At 68.2% G+C, this 19,329-nt stretch carries 24 protein-coding genes and 2 tRNA genes; 16 read left to right on the top strand and 10 right to left on the bottom strand.

The window, feature by feature from the left end; genetic code table 11:
• Window positions 1-12: 12 nt before the first annotated feature.
• Entirely contained in the window at window positions 13-540 is a 528-nt protein-coding gene (locus tag ACIBK4_RS47225; protein ID WP_366433231.1) for a peptidylprolyl isomerase, read from the bottom strand.
• A 320-nt stretch (window positions 541-860) separates the two neighbouring features.
• On the opposite strand from ACIBK4_RS47225, the gene ACIBK4_RS47220 reads away from it, so the two are divergent.
• Complete coding sequence (locus ACIBK4_RS47220; protein ID WP_399005801.1) at window positions 861-1,562, top strand: DUF5324 family protein; 702 nt, start codon at window positions 861-863, stop codon at window positions 1,560-1,562.
• A gap of 467 nt (window positions 1,563-2,029) precedes the next feature.
• Here ACIBK4_RS47220 and ACIBK4_RS47215 read toward each other — a convergent pair.
• A tRNA-Ala gene (locus ACIBK4_RS47215) sits at window positions 2,030-2,102 on the bottom strand.
• Between the two features lie 180 nt (window positions 2,103-2,282).
• Between ACIBK4_RS47215 and ACIBK4_RS47210 the strand changes: the two genes are divergently transcribed.
• Together ACIBK4_RS47210 and ACIBK4_RS47205 are read left to right on the top strand one after the other, a co-directional pair.
• The gene (locus ACIBK4_RS47210; RefSeq protein WP_019055167.1) at window positions 2,283-2,831 is read left to right on the top strand and encodes a DNA-binding protein; all 549 of its coding nucleotides are present in this window, start codon (window positions 2,283-2,285) and stop codon (window positions 2,829-2,831) included.
• Window positions 2,832-3,041: 210 nt separating this feature from the next.
• Window positions 3,042-4,580: a serine/threonine-protein kinase gene (locus ACIBK4_RS47205; protein ID WP_399005798.1), complete on the top strand. Its 1,539-nt coding sequence runs from the start codon at window positions 3,042-3,044 to the stop codon at window positions 4,578-4,580.
• Window positions 4,581-4,601: 21 nt separating this feature from the next.
• On the opposite strand, the gene ACIBK4_RS47200 is transcribed toward ACIBK4_RS47205, so the two are convergent.
• Window positions 4,602-6,008, bottom strand: a complete 1,407-nt coding sequence (locus tag ACIBK4_RS47200) for a hypothetical protein (protein WP_399006003.1) — start codon at window positions 6,006-6,008, stop codon at window positions 4,602-4,604.
• 152 nt (window positions 6,009-6,160) lie between these two features.
• Entirely contained in the window at window positions 6,161-6,289 is a 129-nt protein-coding gene (locus ACIBK4_RS47195; protein WP_003999697.1) for a DLW-39 family protein, read from the bottom strand.
• Between the two features lie 337 nt (window positions 6,290-6,626).
• On the opposite strand from ACIBK4_RS47195, the gene ACIBK4_RS47190 reads away from it, so the two are divergent.
• On the top strand, window positions 6,627-6,974 hold the full coding sequence (locus tag ACIBK4_RS47190; RefSeq protein WP_399005796.1) for a DUF6344 domain-containing protein: 348 nt from the start codon (window positions 6,627-6,629) through the stop codon (window positions 6,972-6,974).
• Between the two features lie 593 nt (window positions 6,975-7,567).
• On the opposite strand, the gene ACIBK4_RS47185 is transcribed toward ACIBK4_RS47190, so the two are convergent.
• The 4 genes from ACIBK4_RS47185 to ACIBK4_RS47170 all read right to left on the bottom strand — a co-directional run bounded on the left by ACIBK4_RS47185 (window position 7,568) and on the right by ACIBK4_RS47170 (window position 11,011).
• The gene (locus ACIBK4_RS47185) at window positions 7,568-8,005 is read right to left on the bottom strand and encodes a hypothetical protein (RefSeq protein ID WP_399005794.1); all 438 of its coding nucleotides are present in this window, start codon (window positions 8,003-8,005) and stop codon (window positions 7,568-7,570) included.
• 74 nt (window positions 8,006-8,079) lie between these two features.
• Window positions 8,080-8,319, bottom strand: a complete 240-nt coding sequence (locus ACIBK4_RS47180; RefSeq protein ID WP_399005792.1) for a DUF2188 domain-containing protein — start codon at window positions 8,317-8,319, stop codon at window positions 8,080-8,082.
• A gap of 1,393 nt (window positions 8,320-9,712) precedes the next feature.
• Entirely contained in the window at window positions 9,713-10,225 is a 513-nt protein-coding gene (locus ACIBK4_RS47175) for a GNAT family N-acetyltransferase (RefSeq protein ID WP_399005790.1), read from the bottom strand.
• Window positions 10,226-10,234: 9 nt separating this feature from the next.
• Complete coding sequence (locus ACIBK4_RS47170) at window positions 10,235-11,011, bottom strand: GntR family transcriptional regulator (protein WP_399005788.1); 777 nt, start codon at window positions 11,009-11,011, stop codon at window positions 10,235-10,237.
• 131 nt (window positions 11,012-11,142) lie between these two features.
• Here ACIBK4_RS47170 and ACIBK4_RS47165 point away from each other — a divergent pair, with 131 nt between their 5' ends.
• From ACIBK4_RS47165 to ACIBK4_RS47110, 12 genes are all read left to right on the top strand, one after another.
• On the top strand, window positions 11,143-11,472 hold the full coding sequence (locus ACIBK4_RS47165) for a hypothetical protein (RefSeq protein WP_328681372.1): 330 nt from the start codon (window positions 11,143-11,145) through the stop codon (window positions 11,470-11,472).
• A 2-nt stretch (window positions 11,473-11,474) separates the two neighbouring features.
• Window positions 11,475-12,821, top strand: coding sequence for an FtsK/SpoIIIE domain-containing protein (locus ACIBK4_RS47160; RefSeq protein ID WP_399005785.1), 1,347 nt, complete (start codon window positions 11,475-11,477; stop codon window positions 12,819-12,821).
• Between the two features lie 79 nt (window positions 12,822-12,900).
• Window positions 12,901-13,071 (top strand): hypothetical protein, encoded by a 171-nt coding sequence (locus ACIBK4_RS47155; RefSeq protein WP_200812025.1) that lies wholly within the window; start codon window positions 12,901-12,903, stop codon window positions 13,069-13,071.
• 74 nt (window positions 13,072-13,145) lie between these two features.
• Window positions 13,146-13,784 carry a DUF2637 domain-containing protein gene (locus tag ACIBK4_RS47150; protein WP_399005782.1) on the top strand — a complete coding sequence of 213 codons (639 nt, stop codon included), beginning with the start codon at window positions 13,146-13,148 and terminating at the stop codon, window positions 13,782-13,784.
• A gap of 19 nt (window positions 13,785-13,803) precedes the next feature.
• Window positions 13,804-13,989 carry a mobile element transfer protein gene (locus tag ACIBK4_RS47145; RefSeq protein WP_399005780.1) on the top strand — a complete coding sequence of 62 codons (186 nt, stop codon included), beginning with the start codon at window positions 13,804-13,806 and terminating at the stop codon, window positions 13,987-13,989.
• A gap of 18 nt (window positions 13,990-14,007) precedes the next feature.
• Window positions 14,008-14,289: a hypothetical protein gene (locus ACIBK4_RS47140; protein ID WP_399005778.1), complete on the top strand. Its 282-nt coding sequence runs from the start codon at window positions 14,008-14,010 to the stop codon at window positions 14,287-14,289.
• A gap of 93 nt (window positions 14,290-14,382) precedes the next feature.
• Window positions 14,383-14,568 carry a hypothetical protein gene (locus ACIBK4_RS47135; protein ID WP_399005776.1) on the top strand — a complete coding sequence of 62 codons (186 nt, stop codon included), beginning with the start codon at window positions 14,383-14,385 and terminating at the stop codon, window positions 14,566-14,568.
• Between the two features lie 5 nt (window positions 14,569-14,573).
• Window positions 14,574-14,789: a hypothetical protein gene (locus ACIBK4_RS47130; protein ID WP_399005774.1), complete on the top strand. Its 216-nt coding sequence runs from the start codon at window positions 14,574-14,576 to the stop codon at window positions 14,787-14,789.
• Entirely contained in the window at window positions 14,786-15,478 is a 693-nt protein-coding gene (locus tag ACIBK4_RS47125) for a DNA methylase (protein WP_399005772.1), read from the top strand. The genes ACIBK4_RS47130 and ACIBK4_RS47125 overlap by 4 nt, the downstream gene beginning before the upstream one ends.
• Window positions 15,475-16,869, top strand: coding sequence for a replication initiator protein RepSA (repSA, locus tag ACIBK4_RS47120; protein WP_399005770.1), 1,395 nt, complete (start codon window positions 15,475-15,477; stop codon window positions 16,867-16,869). The genes ACIBK4_RS47125 and repSA overlap by 4 nt, the downstream gene beginning before the upstream one ends.
• The gene (locus ACIBK4_RS47115; RefSeq protein ID WP_399005768.1) at window positions 16,866-17,054 is read left to right on the top strand and encodes a helix-turn-helix domain-containing protein; all 189 of its coding nucleotides are present in this window, start codon (window positions 16,866-16,868) and stop codon (window positions 17,052-17,054) included. The genes repSA and ACIBK4_RS47115 overlap by 4 nt, the downstream gene beginning before the upstream one ends.
• On the top strand, window positions 17,054-18,211 hold the full coding sequence (locus tag ACIBK4_RS47110; RefSeq protein ID WP_399005766.1) for a tyrosine-type recombinase/integrase: 1,158 nt from the start codon (window positions 17,054-17,056) through the stop codon (window positions 18,209-18,211). The genes ACIBK4_RS47115 and ACIBK4_RS47110 overlap by 1 nt, the downstream gene beginning before the upstream one ends.
• Window positions 18,212-18,279: 68 nt before the next feature.
• On the opposite strand, the gene ACIBK4_RS47105 is transcribed toward ACIBK4_RS47110, so the two are convergent.
• A tRNA-Ile gene (locus ACIBK4_RS47105) sits at window positions 18,280-18,356 on the bottom strand.
• Between the two features lie 136 nt (window positions 18,357-18,492).
• A complete protein-coding gene (locus ACIBK4_RS47100; RefSeq protein WP_399005764.1) occupies window positions 18,493-19,311 on the bottom strand; it encodes a DUF3566 domain-containing protein in 819 nt (272 codons plus the stop codon).
• Window positions 19,312-19,329 lie beyond the last annotated feature (18 nt).

Here is a 19,329-nt window from a genome sequence, read left to right as displayed (position 1 = left end):
CGGTGTTCGGTCCTAGCGGGTCTCGACGACGACCGACTCGATGATGACGTCCTTCACCGGGCGGTCGGTGCGCGGGTTGGTGTCGGTGGCCGCGATCGTGTCCACGACCTTCTGGCTCGCCGCGTCGGTGACCTCACCGAAGATGGTGTGCTTGCGGGTCAGCCAGGCCGTCGGGGAGACGGTGACGAAGAACTGCGAGCCGTTGGTGCCCGGCCCGGCGTTGGCCATGGCCAGCAGGTAGGGCTTGTCGAACCGCAGATCGGGGTGGAACTCGTCCTCGAACTGGTAGCCCGGGCCACCCGTGCCGTTGCCCAGCGGGTCCCCGCCCTGAATCATGAAGCCTTTGATCACCCGGTGGAAGACCGTGCCGTCGTAGAGCTTGGCCGCGGACTTCTCACCGGTGGTGGGGTTGGTCCACTCACGCTCACCCGTGGCGAGCTCGACGAAGTTCTTGACCGTCTTGGGCGCGTGGTTCGGCAGCAGCCGGACTTCGATGTCGCCGAGGTTGGTCTTCAGGGTGGCGTAGAGCTGCTCGGCCACGATCTGCCTTCCGTTGTCTTCCTGTGACCCCCAGATCCTCGCACGCTGGTCGGGTCGCGTCGCCCGATGGCCTTCTCTCGGGGCGATTCCACAGGATCCGCTTGCAGAAATCCGGCCGAGTGGCTCCGGGACAGGGGCACGGCACGGGGATCCGTGGCATTGTCGACGACAAGCTCCCGTTCCCTCGTATTCATCCGTTATTGCACGTGATCGTGACCCGGATGCCCGCCCTCTACATGCCCCGTAGCCCGTTGGCAGGCATGATCCGTAAATGGGTGGATAGACGAAATACCGTACCGCCACCGAGGAGGAGGAACCCCGTGACCCGCATCGACAGCGTGCGCTCCGCGACCGGTTCGGCGAAGGACAGCGTGCTGCACGCCGCGGAAGTGGTGGCGCCCTACGCCGACACGGCCAAGGACAAGGCCTCGTACTACGCCCATGAGGCACGCGTACGACTCGCGCCCAAGGTGTCGCTGGCCGCAGACCAGGCCCGCGTCCAGTACGGCGCCCACGTCGTGCCGCGCCTTGAACAGGCCCGTACTCATGTACCGCCGAAGGTCGACCAGGCCGCCCAGGAGGCCGCCGTCCGTACCCGCAAGGCTGCCCAGCAGGCCGCCGAGTACTCACGGCCGAGGATCGAGCAGGCGGTCGCCGCCGCAGGCCCGGTCAAGGACGAGGCCGCCGCGCGCGGTGCGGCCGCGTTCGCCGCGCTGCGCGGCCAGGTCTCGCCCAAGGAGATCCAGAAGCTGGTCCGCAAGCACGAGCGGCGGGCGAGGGCCGGCCGACTCGCGAAGGGGCTGGCGGTTCTGGGCATCCTGGCGGGCGGCGCTTTCGCCGCCTGGAAGTGGTGGGACAAGCAGGCCAACCCCGACTGGCTGGTCGAACCGCCCGCCGCGACCGAGGTACCCGAGACGGGACACCTCACCTCGGTGGACGGCAGCCCCGAGGCCGTTCTCGACCCCGAGGTCGAGGCCAAGCAGGCCGAGGACGAGGCCGCCGAGAGCGACGAACACCGCTGACGCGACGCGCATCCACTGACGTCCGACGCACTTTCAACATCGCTGTGGGGCAGGAGACTTGAGGGTCTCCTGCCCCACAGCGATGTTTCACGTGGAACTGTCACCGGGTTTCACGTGGAACAGTCAGCGGCTTGGCGGACGCCCTTGACTTCTTGATTTACGCAAGTTGCCGCGATGACGTTTGCAACGCCCTGGGTGTACAAGCAGCGCACAGGCGGCCTTAACGGACCGCACACCCCTGATTACACGTCCGTATTCACACCAGCTCACACACCTTCCGCACACGCGGGCACACCATCCCCACATCGCGCCGACGGCCGGTTCGACGCCCCACGAACTCCACCCGGCATCGATATTTGCGCAAACAACTGCAACGAAGAGTCGCCCTTTACGTGACGCACGTCACTTCTTGGGCACAAAGAAACACCGGCCGGGCGCCACTGAGGGCGACCGGCCGGTGCGGGATGTGGAGCCTAGGGGAGTCGAACCCCTGACATCTGCCATGCAAAGACAGCGCTCTACCAACTGAGCTAAGGCCCCGCTAGGGAAGCGTCCGACCGGCAGAACCACACACCGGCGGGCTTCGGAGACCAGCGTACCGGGTCACCCGGGGTATCTCGCAAAAAGTTGGGGGTCCCGGTGAACGACCACTCTCCGTAAGATGCTCGGCGTGGTTCGCTAGAGCGAACCGCGGTTTTGGGGAAGCGATGGGGAGACGCAATGGACGCCGCACAGCAGGAAGCCACCGCCAGAGCGCGGGAGCTGCAGCGGAATTGGTACGGGGAGCCTTTGGGGGCGCTCTTCCGTAAGCTCATCGACGATCTGGGGCTCAACCAGGCTCGTCTCGCGGGAGTATTGGGACTGTCCGCGCCGATGTTGTCCCAGCTGATGAGCGGTCAGCGGGCGAAGATCGGCAATCCTGCGGTGGTCCAGCGGGTGCAGTTGTTGCAGGACTTGGCGGGTCAGGTCGCGGACGGCAGCGTGAGCGCGGCCGAGGCGACCGAGCGCATGGACGAGATCAAGAAGTCCCAAGGGGGCTCGGTGCTCAGCAACACCACGACCACGACGAGCAGTTCGGGAGCGCCCACGGTCAAGCGGGTGGTCCGCGAGATCCAGTCGCTGCTGCGCTCGGTGGCCGCCGCCGGCGACATCATCGACGCGGCGGACACCCTCGCCCCGACCCACCCCGAACTGGCAGAGTTCCTCCGGGTGTACGGCGCCGGCCGCACCTCGGACGCGGTCGCGCACTACCAGTCCCACCAGAGCTGAGCCCCACGGCCCGGCCGCCGATCGGGGGTTCGGCAGCCGGGCACGCGGCCGGTGAGGGGCACGAGGGGGTCGTGCCGCTCACCGGGAGCACGTGCGGAACAGCCGCGAGGGAGTGGGAGTGCCATGAGGAACTGCCATGAGGGGGAGTCGTATCGCTCGTCTCGGGGGAAGCAACGGAGGTAGCCGAAGGGGGAGGAGCGACGCACAGCCATGGGTGAGGTCTTCGCCGGCCGGTACGAACTGGTCGACCCGATCGGGCGCGGCGGTGTCGGCGCGGTCTGGCGCGCCTGGGACCACCGGCGTCGCCGCTATGTGGCCGCCAAGGTCCTGCAGCAGAGCGACGCGCACTCGCTGCTGCGCTTCGTACGGGAACAGGCGCTGCGGATCGACCACCCCCATGTGCTCGCGCCGGCCAGTTGGGCAGCCGACGACGACAAGGTCCTGTTCACCATGGACCTGGTGGCCGGCGGTTCGCTCGTCCATCTCATCGGGGACTACGGTCCCCTGCCGCCCTCCTTCGTCTGCACGCTGCTCGACCAACTCCTCTCCGGTCTCGCCGCGGTGCACGCGGAAGGTGTCGTGCACCGGGACATCAAGCCCGCCAACCTGCTCCTCGAAGCCACCGGCACGGCCCGCCCCCGTCTGCGTCTGTCCGACTTCGGCATCGCCATGCGGCTGGGCGAGGCACGCCTGACGGAGACCAACCTCGTGGTGGGGACGCCGGGTTATCTCGCGCCCGAGCAGATGATGGGAGCCGAACCGGACTTCCCCGCCGACCTGTTCGCCGTAGGACTGGTGGCGCTGTATCTGCTGGAGGGGGCCAAGCCGGACTCCAAGGCGCTGGTGCAGTACTTCGCGGAGCACGGGACTCCGGGGGCGCCCAAGGGCATTCCCGAGGCGCTGTGGCAGGTCGTGGCGATGCTGCTGCAGCCGGATCCACAGGCCCGCTTCAAGACCGCCACGGGGGCGCGCAAGGCGCTCGCCGCGGCCGCGGAGCTGCTGCCGGAGCCGGGACCCGACGACGAGTTGATCGAGATCTTCGACCAAATCGGGCCGCTGCCTTCGGAGTTCGCGCCCGAGGGTCCGCTGAAGAGGGCCTCCGGGGTGGACACGGGGTCGACGACGACTCCCTCGTCGGCCGGGTCTCCCGAACCCGAGAACGACTTGGGCGCCGGTGTCAGCAGTGGCAGCGGTGGCGCCGGCGTCAGCAGCGAGGGGCTCGAATCGGCCTGGCCCGGCACGGACTCCGTGCCCGTGGATCCACGGCAGGGCGTCGTCTCCCAGCCGACCTCGCCCCCGGCCCCAACTCCCAACCAAACTCCGGCCCCTCCGACTTCCCCGCCCCCGCCACCGTCCCCGATGTCGGACACCGGGAGCTTCCATCTGCCGCCCCCGCAGGCCCCGTACGGACACCAGGCGGACCAGGCACAGGCCGACGACCAGGCACACCAGATGGCCCAGCCCCACCAAGGCGGCCAGTACCAGCCGCCCATGCCCATGCACTCCTCGTACGCCTCCCCCCATGACCTGACGCATCTCCTGTCCTCCCCCCAGCCGCGTGCTGATCCCTCTACTGCTTCATACACCGCTCAAGTCCCGCAGGTTCCACCGTCGGCGCCGCCGGTTCCGCAGCACCGCGGCAGGCGGGCCCGGCGCAGGCCAGGGCCGCCCGCGAAGGTGGCGATCCCGGTCCTGCTGCTGGCGCTGGCCTGTTACGCGGTGGGGTTCTGGGCGCTGACCCAGATCTGAACCATGGAGAGCGCGGGGCGGTTACAGGGCCGCCGTCGAAGTCCGGTGCCGGTCCCGGCGTCGGGCCGACGCCGTCCACACGCCGAGCGTCGCCAGCAGCACGGTGCCCGCGCCGATCCCGGCCACCGCGAGCACCTTCATCCCGGTGTCGCCGCCTCCTCCGGCGCCTCCCCCGAGACTTCCCCCGGCGCTTCCCGCCGCGGCCGCCGCGCGATCCTGCGCGGTGACGTCGAAGATGTTCCCGGGCTCCGGTCGGCCCGCGTACCCAGGGCCGGCATGCGCCGTACCGGCGACGCGCACGCGCAGTGTCACCGGAAACGGTCCCTGGCCGAAGTCGTCGGCCAGCTGCGCGTCGAGGTGCACGACGAGGTAGTACGACCCGGCGAAACGCATCCCGTTCTCGTGGTCGACGAAGGAGTAGCGGTTGCGGTACTCCACGGGCGGCAGGGGCTCCAGTGCCACCGACCTCTCGCTGCCCCGGTACCCGAGGCCCGCCTCGTCGACGGAGGCGCGCACGGGGTTGTAGAGCGCCAGGTCCAGCGCGCGGCTCACATAGCCGCTGCCGCCGTCCGAAGCGCCCAACTCGGCCGTGACGGACAGCTGTTGGCCCCAGTCGACCGGCACCTTGTAGAAGAGGGTCCGGCCGGGCCCGATGTCGTCCCGCCACACGCCCTGTCCGACAGCGACCGCCCCGGCGAACCCCGAGCCGCCCGCACGGCGCCTGACCTCCCCCGTGACGGCCTCGGGCGACGCGGAGTCCCAGTCCTGGGGCGCGTCGGTGGAACCGGCCTGTGCGAGCGAGGGCTCCGAGACCGCGGTGAGTTCCAGCCCCCAGGTGTCCGACGAGGAGTCCGCCGCGTCGACGCGCTCGACGAACACGTAGTACTTGCCACTCCCCTTGCACAACGCCTTGCCCGCCTCCCGCACGGCCCAGGCGGCCACCGGGTGAGGGCTACGGCCCGCGCCGAACGTGGCGCTCCGATGCGTACAGCCGGTGCCTTTGGAGTTCTGCATCGACACCTTGATGCCGTCGGTCGCGGCGACCGTGGTCCCGGCCGGCGGCACGGCGGTCACGGAGACGTACGCGTTCGACGTGGCGTCGAGATCGAGGCCGTAGTAGACCTTGGCCCCCTTAGAAAGGGAACTCCGGTACGTCCCACCGGGCTTCAGGTCCACGGCATCGGCGGCACCGGTCGCCGCATCGACAACCCGGTCACCCTTGTCGTAGCCGTAGGAGCCGGCGGATCCGTCCGCCATGGCGGGCCGGTCCGTGAGGGCGGCCGTCGCGCACAGCACCGCCGCGAGCACCACGACACGTCGTACGGCCCCGGCAACGGGCGTACGGCCGCCCTGTGCCCGCGTCCGCCACCACGCCGTACGCCGCCCCATCACGCGCCACCCCTCGTCGTTGCTCCGGACGTGGCCCATCCTGCCCCGCACGCGCGCGTGGCATCCCGGCAATGCGGACGAGTGTCCGAAACGCCGGGGTCGTGGCGGCCGTACCCGCACTGGGGCGGGGGCGCAACACAAAGCCCCGACCGCCAGGCGGCCGGGGCTTGATCAGAACTGGTTCTCGGTACTCAGGAACCCGTGGGCACGGAGTCGGTCGCCTCCGTCCACAGATCCTGCTCGGCGCGATCCGCCTGGATCTGGCGGTACACGAGGAGCCCGCCGATGGCGGCCAGTGCGACCAGGAGAAGCTTCTTCACCGCGCGACCTCGTCTTTCCTTGACGTAGGGGACCTCTGTCGCCCGACTATACACACCGACCGAGACCGATCAGTGACCTGTGTCCAGGGCCAACTCCCGCCCGGGACAGCGCAGTAGGAGCGGACGCGACCGCTCCGATCTGAGGGTGATCACACCCCCACAGACGGTTACTTCGCCCTTCTTTCGCGCATCTTCGGCCGTTTTCTTGCCTCTTGCACCCATCCGAGTGGTGTTCATCGGAACATCGACGCGCCACGGGCGTCGGTCCACCACTTCGCGAGCCCCATACACATCATGAGGAAAGTACGCAAATCGCCCAACCTGAAAGTGAGGGGCCATGGCCCAGCTCAAGGTCATGAAGTTGTGGAACGCCTTCGTCACCGCGTTCCTCGCGCTGTGCACGGCGCTCGGACTCATCACGGTCACCGCGACGGCCGCCGCCGCGACTCCGCGGACCGAGGCGACCAGCACCAGCGCGGTCGCCGAGACGACGGCACCGGCGTTCTCCCCCTGGTCCTTCACCAGGTCGCTGCCCCCCACGATGAAGCAACGGATCCGCGCCGAGGCCCACGGCAAGTCCCCCAGCTGCCGCCACCGCCCGCCGACGGACACGGACGAGACGACGGAGCCCGCGGACTCTGCCCAGCCGGACCACGCCGAACAGGCGGCCCCGCTCCAGCGCTGACCCGGGCGCGGCCCCCTTAGCACAGAGCACCACGGCACGGCACGAGACATCCCGCCGGCCTTGACCGAACTGCTCGACCTGCCCGAACTGCTCGACCCGCAGGACCCACAGGACCCACAGGACCCACAGGACCCGCCCGACCATCCGCCCTCTCTGACCCAGCGGCGAACTTGCGTACAACGCTCCAGAGACAACACAAAGGACCCCGAAAACCCCTGGCCGCCCCGGCCGGGGGTCTTCTGGCGTGCCCATGCCTTCAAGGCCCCAACTCCACCAGGGACACAGCCCATTGGCCCCGGGAGACGACCGACCCTGCCGGTACCGAACCGGCCCGGCGAGTGAGCCATGAACGCCAAAGACCCCCAACCGCAACCGGTTGGGGGTCTTCATGCTGTGGGGCTAACAGGATTTGAACCTGTGGCCTCATCCTTATCAGGTCGATCATGACGGCTCTGGAAGCTCGATCGACGTCTCTTCTACTTGGATGGCCGGTCCGCCGAGGTTCAGCGTTGGCCGCCGCCGTTCACCCTTGTTGGTGTCAGCTGTTGGTGTCAGTCGATCTATGCGCCCTTGACAGGAACGCCCCCATCGGTCTATGCACCCAAGCTCTTGGCGATCACACTGCTGAGGACGTCGACGAAGACTCCCTTCGCCGCTCCCCCCGCAGTACTCGCCGCTTCACGGAGACGGGACCTCTGTTCCGGATCTGTCTCGTTGTCCGCCGCTTCGTCTAGCCGGCGAACCAGAGAGTCCAGCACCTGCTCGGCGGTCGGCCACTGTCCGACTGCTTGGCGTGCCCCTTGGGAGACTTCCTTTACGTACCAACTGCCCGGCGACCCGGCGGTCTTGGACAGAAGCAGGAAGCCTGCGCTGTCGAGTGCAATTGCGGCTTTGACGACCTCATTGATGTCAAGTCCCGTCGGGTCGGTGACATCTCGCAGTTCGGGAAATGATGCTCCAGCCGCATCATCGAGCTGTCGTACCAGGGCATCTAGGACCGGAAGGTCCCGTTGCGACCACGTGCTGTTCACGTATGCAGTCCTATGGATAGTGCAGGGCTGACAACGGAGGGCCGCCAGCAGGAACCAGCGGCCCTCCTGACTGGTCAGCCCTTCGGCGGGTAGGAGTCGTTGCCGGGCGCGATGGTGCGCTTGTCCTTGATGCCCCCGTCGCGGCCATGGCGGATGACTTCGCCGCCACCGTTGTTGCGGGAGATCTCACCAGCACGCTTGTCGGCGACCGCCTGGGTGTCCGCCACGGCAGAGGCACGTGCAGCCCCCTCGGCCTTGGCCTGCCACTTTCCATCCGGACGCTGGGTGACGTGATACGTCTTCGGCCTGGTCATGCTTCCTCATAACCGAGTGCACCTACCTCGCCCCCCTCTTGGGCTTCCGAGCCGGCAGAGGTAAGGTCCCAAAGCGCGCCAACGCATCAGGCCCCTGGGACGGGCGGGCACAACTCTGTGTTCACCCCGAGTAGGGGCCTGCTCGCTTTGAGCACCATCAGTAGTACCACTCACCCTCACTCTCTGCAATCACTCGCGATCACTAGATGTGGGGTCCGATTTCCACAGGGCCACTACATATGGATCCACAGGCTTGATCAGGGCATTCCACAGGCGCCCATAGCGTATCCACAGGGTGATCCACAGGCGGGCAAGAATGGCTTTGTCACGCTTTGTGAACATATGCCCTGCGAGTGATCCCGGTCACATTTCACCGATACCACCTCGCACCCCGCCCCCGTCCCGTCTGCTGCCGACCCACACACCATGGATCGGACATGATTCCTGGCGTCCAGGTGGAGTACGCCGCTGCGCGAACCAACGACCTGGACGCCAACGGAGTTGGGGTCGGATCGGTGTTTCACGTGAAACCAACCACTTCGTGATCGTGGGCACGGGTCGGGGGAGAGAGTTTGAGGTCTGGTGATCTGTGGGGCGAGAGCATGAAAGGGGGCTATTACACTTGATCCAATGGAGAGGGTCATTGATCCTCACCGTGCGAAGCAGGCACTCGGCCCCCTTTCTTGCTCTCGGAGGGGCCCCGCAGGTCGGCAGACCTTAAAGTCTCGGAGCGACCTCCCCAGCCCCCACCGTTCCTTCCCGCCACGGCCCGCAGCGTCCAACGAAGCCCTCAGCCGTCGCGTACCTGCTTGTGGGGTCAAAGCGTCTGTTGGTCCGTGACAGATCATGCAAGTGGACCTGTGGGCAATGCCGTCTTCTCCCCAGGGTCGGGCCTGGTGGTGTGGGTCAGGGCGGGGAATCAGGCTCGGTCCGGTGCATCGGCCCTTGGCGGGATCGGAGTGTGAAGCGTGATCACCCCGGGGCATCGAAGGTGGCGCGGGGCCGGGGCCGGGCCGGCGCGGGCCGAAGGCAGGAGCGAAGGCCCGAGCCCCGAGCCGCGCGCCGGCCCGCAGTGCGGGCCGGGGGTGTGTGATCAACGCAGCGACGGTCGAAAGCCAGCAGGGACAGCGCGACCGGATGGCCGAAGGGCCAAGAGCCCCCGCCACTGTCCCGTGCCACAACGGGCCTGCGACCCAAGGGGGTTGAGGCGGAAGCCCTGAGGGGGCTGTGAAGCGTGGGAGTGCTGAGGAACCTTACGGTTGCTGTCGTGTCCTGTTATCTCAAGGTGCGCGACGGCTGAGGGCTTCGTTGGACGCTGCGGGCCGTGGCGGGCGGGACCACCCTCCCCCACCCGAAGGGTGGGGCTTGATGAGGTAGAGAAACCTGTAACAGCTCAGGCGTCCGGGGCGACGTAGCAGATGGCGGGGATGCTCTCTCTGTCGCCAAAGTGGTGGGTGGTCTCGCCGATCTTGCGCCAGCCGAGCCGTTCGTAGAGGCGCATCGCGGGAGCATCCTTGGCCATGACATCGAGCACCAAGCGGAGATCATGCTGACGGCCGTAGCTCATCGCGGCCTCCGTCAGGCGCCTGCCCGTGGCGTGCTGCCGTGCGGCCTGAACGACGAACAGTCGGCCCAGAACGGCTACATGAGCTTCGTCGTCGCCGCTCTGCTCGATCCACATCGAGACAGCGGCTTCGCCGTGTGGGCGCATGACGGCTACGTGTCCGACGACTGCCCCGTCCATCTCGGCCACCCATGCGGCGAGGACATCGTCTGAGCTGACCCATGCCTCTGGGTCCTCAACTCCTTCGACCGGATACCCATCGGTCTCATGGACCTTGATCAACGCCGTAGCGGCTCCGGACAGATCAGCGCTCTTGAAGGGGCGCACGACCGCAGCGTTCACTATCAACTCCTAGCTCTCAACGGGTAGTTCATAGAGCAATCCGGTCTGGTCCGCCCGATGCACGTAGCGAGACACCTCGAAGGGCACTCCGTCTTGATCGAGGCTCGTGTGCAGTACCTCAAGGACTGGTACTCCCGGCAGAAGGCTCAGGATGGCGGCCTCCTCCGGCGTCGGCATCCTCGCGCTGATCTCATCCCGCACGCGCGTCATGACGTGGCCAAGATCTTCAAGGCGACCGTAGATGCCGTCTTTGCCGGTTTTGGCCTCCATCAGCAGAGTGCCCTGAGCCTCGTCCCACCGCACGTACGTCGAGACGATCTGCACCGGCTCGTCATCCGCGAAGTAGTGGTTCTCGCGGTGCACGACGCTCTCCTCGTCCACGGAGACCTTCAAGCGCTCCGCGACGTCCGCCGGCGGCTTCTCTCGGGTGATCGAGGGGACGTCGATCCGCGCCACCTTGCCTTGGCGCTTCGCTTCGAGCCGGAACGGCGTCAGCCCCGTCTCCCGGTTCTTGAGCGAGTAGCGATCACTCCCGAACCGGAACAGCCGCTGTGGCTCGCGCACGAACACGCCGCTCCCGTGCTTCGCCGTGACGAGTCCCTGCTCAGCAAGTAGACGGATGGCCTCGCGTGCGGTGTTGCGGGCCGAGCCGTACTGCTCCGCCAACGCCCGTTCGGACGGCAGCTTGTCGCCGCTACGAAGATCTCCGCTCTCGATCTGACGGCGGAGTTCATCGGCGATACGACGGCTGGGCTGCTGCGGAGTCGGCGGGCGGGTGGACGTCATAGCCACACTCTAGCAACTGGCTCAAGCCACCTGCTTGACCCTAGCGACAGCGTGTGCTCAACTGGCTTAAGCCAGTAAGTGGCTCAAGCCAGTTGGCACAGCAAGAACGTGCCACGACCAAGGAGTGACGTATGCCGTCCTTCAAGATCGATGTTTCGACCGCTGTTGTGTTCGTGGCGACCGCGCCGGAGCCGAAGGTGAAGAACTTCGCGACCGGTGAGCGGGCCCTGAACGCTGAAGGCAAGGCCATGTCGACCGTGGGCCTGTTGGTCTCGGACGAGGGGGAGGGCAACCTCCTGAAGGTCTCGGTCCCCGAGAACGGCTTCCCGGAGGGTCTCGCGCCGGGCATGCCGGTTCAGGTCTACGGCCTGAAGGCGCGGGACTGGGAGAACGTGATCAAGGGTGAGAAGCGCTCGGGTATCGCGTTCAGCGCTCTCGCGGTCACCCCGCTGGGTGCCTGATCATGACGGACCTGGTGACGCTGTTGGAGGCCGGCGGTGTCGCAGCCGGTACCGGTGGTCTCGGCTACGCGAAGTACCGTGCGCCGCGCGTGTACTGGTCGTTGGTCGGTCTGCCGGTCACCTGGGGTCGGTTCACCTGGACCTACCGCGACACGATGGAGGTCTGCGGGCTGACGGTGCAGCCGTCCGGCTTCCGCGCCTTCGTCAAGCGCAACCTGGCCCGTGCCGAGGTGCGGCCGGTGCCGCCGAAGGTCCGCCGTGTGCGGGGTACCTCGACTGGTCTGCGGGTCACTCTCCGGCTTCCGGCCGGCCTGGAGCCCGCTGATCTCGCCGCGTCCTCCGAGCGTCTGCGCCACGCGTGGGGCGTGCGGTCGGTGATCGTGCGGGAAACCAAGCCTGGCTATGTGGAGTTGCGCATGACCGGGTGGGACGTGCTGCGCCGGGTCAAGCTGCCGCGCAAGGCTCAGCCGCGTGACCTGGTCGTTCCGGTCGCACTGCGGGAGGACGGAACCGTGTTCGTGCGGGACTACCGCAAGGTGCCGCACGCCTTGACGCTGGGCGCGAACCAGTCCGGGAAGTCGATGTATCAGCGCAACCTGATCAAGGGGCTGGCTCAGTTGCCGGTCGGGCTGATCGGAATCGACTGCAAGCGCGGTGTCGAACTCGGCCGCTACGCGTCGCGCCTGTCGGCACTGGTCACTGATCCTCAGTCGGCCGGGGACCTGATCAAGGCGCTGGTCGCAGAGATGGAAGACCGTTTCGACCTGCTCGCCCTGTACGGGGTCTCGGACCTGTGGGAACTGCCGGAAGAGGTCCGGCCGGTGCCGTTGGTCGTGCTGGTAGACGAGATCGCGGAACTGTTCTTCGTGACCTCGAAGAAGGATGAGGCGGCCCGCGATCACACGGTCATGAACCTGGTGCGCCTTGGCCAGATGGCCCGCGCGATCGGCGTCTACCTGGAGGTGTGCGGGCAGCGCTTCGGCTCCGACCTGGGCAAGGGCGCTACCGCGCTGCGGGCTCAGCTCACCGGCCGGGTCGTGCACCGCGTCAACGACAAGCAGACCGCCGACATGGGGCTCGGCGACATCGCTCCGGATGCCGTGATGGCCGTGACCGCGATCGCCCCGGACCGCCCCGGGGTCGCGGTGGCCGGCGACACCTCCGGAGGCTGGTCCCGCATCCGCACCCCCGAGACCACCCCCGGCGAGACAGCCGCCGTGTGCCGCCAGTTCGCCCACCTCACCCCGGACCTGCCGTTCCTGGCCCCGTTCCGGCCGGTCGGACAGGTCGTCGTTCCACCGATGCCGGCCGCTGCGCCGCTGGTGCAGCCCCGGCTGGTCACTGAGTAACACCCCTCGTTCCACGGTCGGCGTGACCGCTTCGCGCCAGGTCCCTACCCGCGCCATGCCCAAACCCGGAAGGAGCCTCATGGCCCCGCGCAAGACCGCAAAGCCCAAGGTCAAGCCGTGTCCGCCGTGCAAGGGCACCGGTGAGGTCTCCCGCACGGTCCTCGTCGGTCGCAAGCGCCGGGCGGTCGGACAGCAGACGGGCATCTGCCTGGGCTGCCTGGGTGCCGGCGAGATCCCCGCCGACGACTGAACTCGCCGGGGCCGGGCGGCCGGACACCGCTCCCCGCCCGCCCCTGGCCCAACTCTGCGAAGGAGGTGAAGACCGTGTCCCGCTCGATCCGCATGGATGCCGTACTCGTACAGGCCGTGATCGCCGGTGCTCTGTCCTTCTCTCACCTGCACGACCTGGCCCAAGCCGCCGGACAGACCGGATGGAAGGCCTGGGCCTACCCGATCAGTGTCGACCTGTTGATGGTCGCCGCGTGGCGCCGGCTGCGGGCCCACCGCTCCGGACTGGCGTGGTGCTGGTTCGTGGTCGCGCTGGTCGCCTCGCTCGGGGCCAACATCGCCACGGCCGGCTTCCTCGACCTCGACAACCCGCCCGCCCTGCTCCGTCTCGGGGTCGCCGGCTGGCCCGCACTCGCCTTCCTCGGCGGCACCCTGCTCGCCCACGCACCCGCCGACCCCACCCCGGAACCGCAGCCGGAGCCCCGGCCCGCGCCGGTGACCGACCGCCCCGAGACTCCCAACCCGGCACCAGCACCGGAGATCACTGCACCGGAGCCCGCACCGGCTCTCCCGGAGGCGACTCCGGCCGTGCCCCCGGCGCTGGTCGACCACGCCCGCAAGATCGCGACCGAGCACCGCACCCGCACCGGTACCGCGATCGACACCGCCACCCTGCGCGCCCGGCTCGGCGTCCCCGAGGACCTCGCCGGCGCGATCGCCGCCCAACTCGCCTGATTCGTAAGGAGGTTCAGCCATGTCCCGCCCGAACCGCTTCGTCAACGTGATCCGTATCGGCCCCGTGAGGGTCGGCTCCTTCAACAACGGCCGGGGCCAGACCAAACACACCGCCGCCTGCACCGCCCCGAGTTGCGGCTTCTCGACCGAGCACGACGACCGCAGCGCCGCCGAACTCGCCGCCCGCACCCACAGGTGCGCCTGACCAGAGAGGGACGGTCCGATGCAGTTACCCGAAGACCAGTTCCGCGCCGGTCACATCCCGGCCGACATCTACCGGCAGATCCCGCACGGCACCGACCTGCGCAAAGTCGTGATCGTGCAGGAAGCCCCGCGCTCCTACAAAGGCCCGATCGTCCTGACCCTGGTCATCGTCGCCGGCTCGATCGCCGTGCTCCTGGTCATCGCCTTCGTCGTCCAGGTCATCGCCGGTGCGGCCATCGCGGTCCTGTCGGCAAGCGGCGGAATCAGCTACACGATCAGCCGCAACAACAAGCACAAGTAGCACCCTCCGGGGCGGCCTCAACCGCCAAGTCAGTGCCGCCCCGGACGGCTCCACCACTTCCCGATCTTCCGACCCGAAAGGGCTCCACTCATCATGCCTGTTCGTCTCACGAACCGTCCGGTCTGCCACCACTGCGACGGCTTCCCCGTCGTCAGCGTCACCACCGGCACCCGCCACCGCAATGGCTCCCGCGTCCTGCTCCGCGTCGTCTGCCCCGCCTGCGACGGCACCGGCCATGCCCTGCCGCTGCCCGCCGTGCTCGTGCCGGCCGGGAGGTGACGGCGATGTTCCGCAAGCTCCCCGCCGACCTCACCCCGACCGAGGACAGCCCCGGCCTGCGCGTGAAGACCGGCACCCGCTACAGCAGCTCCCAGGGCGACTACATGTGCGGCGGCTGCGGTGCCGAGGACCACGCCAACGGCGACACCGACGTCACGGCCCTCGTCGACGACTACACCGCCAACCACGGCCCCGCCCACCGGAACGAGGGCCGACAGTGAACGCGCCCCGGGCCCTGGACCTGTTCTCCTGCGCTGGCGGTGCCGCCATGGGCTACCACCTCGCTGGCTTCCAGGTCGACGGCTGCGACATCGCCGAACGCCCCCGCTACCCGTTCGCCTACCACCGGGGCGACGCGCTCGAATACCTCGACCGCCTGATCACCACGGGCGAGATCGAGCGGTACGCCCTCGTGCACGCCTCTCCGCCCTGCCAGGCCAAGAACACCCTGACGGTGGGCACCAACGCCTCCCAGGGCTGGGGCGGCATCCATGAGGACCTCGTGGCGCCTACTCGTGAGCTGCTCGACCGGTCCGGCCTGCCGTACGTGATCGAACAGCCCAACGGTCAAGCGGAGATCCGCAAAGACCTGTCCCTGTGCGGCGAGATGTTCGGCCTCGGCGTGCTGCGACACCGCAACTTCGAACTCGGCCGCTTCGGTGTCATGCAGCCGGCCCACCCCAAGCACCGTGGCTACGTGCGCGGTTGGCGTCACGGCGTCTACCGCGACGGGCCGTATGTGGCCGCGTACGGGGACGGCGGCGGCAAAGCCACCGTTCCCGAGATGCAGCACGCCATGGGCATCACCTGGACCGACGTCCACGACGAACTGACGGAGGCGATCCCGCCCGCCTACACGACGTGGATCGGCACCACGTTCCTGACGGCCCGTCAGGAGGTGTTCGCGTGACCGACACCGCCACCCTGGCGGGTCTCGACCCGGCCACCCTCGGCGACGTGCTGAGGGTGGCCGGCTCGGCCGACTTCGACCGCTGGCAAGACCAGATCCGCCGCACCGGCGGCTGCTCCGACCCGATCCGCCTCGCCGGCGCCACCAAGACCATCGACCCAACCACGAAGACGATCCTGTACGCCTACACGACCGAGAACGAGCCCGGTGGCATGCTCCGGATCGCGTGCGGCAACCGGCGTGCCTCGCGCTGCCCGGCCTGCGCCTGGACGTACGCCGGCGACACCTACCACCTCATCCGCGCCGGCCTCGTCGGAGACCCCGCCAAGGGCACCCCGCACACGATTCGGGACCACCCCCGCGTCTTCGCCACCCTTACCGCCCCCTCGTTCGGCCCTGTCCACAACCGACCCGGCAACCGAGCCTGCCGCTGCGGTACCCGCCACGGTGAGGACGCGCCCGAACTCGGCACCCCGCTCGACCCCGCCTCGTACGACTACACGGGCGCGGTGCTGTGGAACAACCACGCCTCCGACCTGTGGCGCTACTTCACGATCTACCTCCGCCGCGAGATCGCCAAGCGGGCTGGGCTGACACAGAAGGAGGCTCGGGAACAGTCCCGCGTGGCCTTCGGCAAGGTCGCCGAGTACCAGAAGCGCGGTGCCGTCCACTTCCATGCGGTGATCCGCTTCGACGGATCAGACGGGCCCGACAGCCCACCCCCGGCCTGGGCCACCCTCGACCTGCTCGACGACGCGATCCATGCCGCCGCTGCCCGCGTCGCGGTCGAGGTCGACTCTGCTGGGGATGAGCCGGCCCGCACGCTGCGGTGGGGCACGCAGCTCGATGTCCAGCCGATCGGCGCCTTCGGCCACGGAGAGGAGATCACGGAAGCTGCCGTGGCTTCCTACGTCGCGAAGTACGCCACGAAGGCGGCTGAGACCACGGGCACAGTTGACCGCCGTGTCGGCAACAAGGAAGCCCTCGTGCTGCTGGGCGTGCCCGACCACCCTCGCCGGCTGATCGAGGCGTGCTTGGACCTGCACGCGCTCTACCCAGACCGCAAGCTCCGGGACTGGGCCCACATGCTCGGCTTCCGCGGCCACTTCTCCACCAAGTCCCGCAGCTACTCGACCACCCTGGGCGCCCTCCGCCAGGTCCGCGCCGACTACCGCGCCGCCCAACACCGCGAAGCCCTCGGCCTGCCCGACCCCGACGACAACCCGGAGGCAACCACGCTCACCCTCGCGCACTGGACCTACGCCGGCCACGGCTACACGCCCGGTGAGTCCTGGCTCGCCGCCAACATCCGCCGGGACATCCAACGCAGCCGCGAGACCGCCCGCGAGGAACTACCCGCCCTGCTCGACCTGGAAGGAGCCGCCACATGACCACCGCAGCGCCGCAACTGCTCAAGGTGCCGGAGGTCATGACCCGGCTCAAGGTCGGCCGCACCAAGGTCTACGACCTGATCCGTACGCATCGCCTCGTCTCGATCAAGATCGACGGGTGCCGCCGTATCCCGGCTGACGCCGTGCGGGACTTCATCAACGGTCGTATCGGAGAGGGCGCCTGATGACCAAGAAGCGCCCCAACGGCGGGGGCACAATCTCAAAGCGCGCAGACGGCCGCTACATGGGCCGCGCGTACGTCACCGACACGGACGGCAACCGCATCCGCAAGACCGTCTATGGCGCCAAGTGGGACGAAGCTGACGAGAAACTCGGCAAGCTCCAAGACCAGGAGCGCAACGGCGTCCCTGTGCCTTCCCGTAGCTGGTCGCTCGGGGAGTGGCTGGCGTACTGGCTGGAGTACATCGTTGAGCCGGACTCCGAGCACAACACGTACGTCAAGTACGAGTCCAAGGTCAGGCTGTACCTGGTGCCACACCTCGGAAAGAAGTCGCTGGTCAAGCTGACTCCTGCCCAACTACGTGCCCTCATGGCCACGTTGAAGCGGAACAAGGTGCCGGCGCCCACTCGCTTCGAGGTGCTCCGTGTGCTCCGGAACGCCCTCAACCGGGCCATCCGCGAAGAGCTGCTGACCCGCAACGTCGCGCTCCTGGTCGACATGCCCAAGGTCAGCAAGGACAGGGGAAGGGCCTGGAGCGCTCGTGAGGCGGTCATCTTCCTGCGGGCCGCACGCGCCCACCGCTTCTACGCGGCCTGCGTCCTGGTCCTCGTCCTGGGCCTCCGCCGAAGCGAGGTGCTGGGCCTGCGCTGGCAGGACATCGATTTCGAGAACCGGCAGTTCACGCCGATCAAGCAAGTGCAGCGCGAGAAGGGCAAGGGCCTGATCCTCAAGGATCTCAAGACGGAGTCCTCGACGGCCGTGCTGCCGCTGCCTGAGTTCTGCGCTCGCGCCCTGGAAGAGCGCCGGCAACTGCAAGACCTGGAACGGCAGATCGTCGGTGACCAGTGGCGACAAGAGCCGGACCATGACGTGATCTTCTCGTCGGAACGAGGTGGGCTGACCGACCCGGTGGGCTTCTCTCGAACCTTCAACGCCCTCGTGAAGCGAGCCGGCGTGCGTCGCATCACCGTGCGGCTCGCGCGGCACACCTGCGGGACCCTGCTGGCCTTCCTGAAGGTGCATCCCAAGGTCGCTCAGACGATCCTCCGCCACAGCCAGATCAGCATGACCATGGACGTCTACACCCACGTGGTCGGCTCCGACCAACGGGAAGCCACCACGATGCTCGCCGAGCTGCTGGAAGATCCACTCATCGGCTGACCGCTGCCGTTGGTGTCAACCGGTGGTGTCAAAAGACCCCCAGCCTGATCGGCTGGGGGTCTTCTGGCTGGTGGGGCTAACAGGATTTGAACCTGTGGCCTCATCCTTATCAGGGATGCGCTCTAACCAACTGAGCTATAGCCCCGCCGCGCTCTGCGGAGTGTGTCCCGCGCGCTGACTCCTGAAGATTAGCGCACGACATGGGCAGTCCCAAAATCGATAGTCACAGGACCGTCGAGAGGGGTTTCAACCCGCGTTCACTCGACTTCGCGCTGGTCCGCTCACTCGTCCTCGGCGAGCGTCAGCTCGATGCCGCCGACGAAGCCGGCGGAGAGGTTGTAGATGAACGCGCCGAGCGTCGCGAGGGCCGTGGCCAGGACGACGTCGATGACGGCGATGATCCCCGAGAACGTCAGGACGTGCGGGAGGGACAGGAAGGACTGCAGGTCGAAGCCGTTCGACTCGTTCGAGCCAGTCGCCTCCGAGATCGTGCCGCCGACCGTCGAGAAGACCCCCATCGCGTCCATGACCATCCACAGCACCGCGGACGCCACGACCGTGCAGATGCCCAGCGCGATGGAGAGCAGGAAGCTGACCTTCATCACCGACCACGGGTCGGCCTTGGCCACCCGCAGCCGCGCCTTACGGGTGCGGGGCGCGGTGCGCGCACCCGTGCGAGGACGCCGTACGGCACCGCTCTGGGCGGCCGGTGACTGCGTCGGGTAGGCCTGCGGCGGGTGGTACGGCCCCGCGGCCTGCTGCGGCTGACGCTCGCCCGGCAAGGGGGAACCCGGCAGCGGGGACGCCGCCGGCGGCGCGGCCGGTGCGGCGGGCTGGGCCGGCGCCTGGCCCTGGGCCGGAGCCTTGGCGCCCGGCGCGGCCGAACCCGCCCCAGCCGACTGCTGCTGGGTCTGCGGACCTCGGGTGTCCGTCACAGTTCCCCCCTGGGATCCATGCGTGTCGGGCGAGTGCGCGTCGGTCTTCTTCGCGTCGATCGCACGCAGTTGGGTCGTGTGCGGATCTGTCGCGTTCGCGGCGGAGCCACGGCCGCCGCCGTCCGTGTCCGTACCGGTCGATCCGGCGCCCGTGGCTCCGCTCACGATGACTCTCTCCTCGTG

The organism is Streptomyces sp. NPDC050528 (assembly GCF_044457795.1).
Lineage (GTDB): Bacteria > Actinomycetota > Actinomycetes > Streptomycetales > Streptomycetaceae > Streptomyces.
This window is presented reverse-complemented; position numbering and strand designations above follow the sequence as displayed.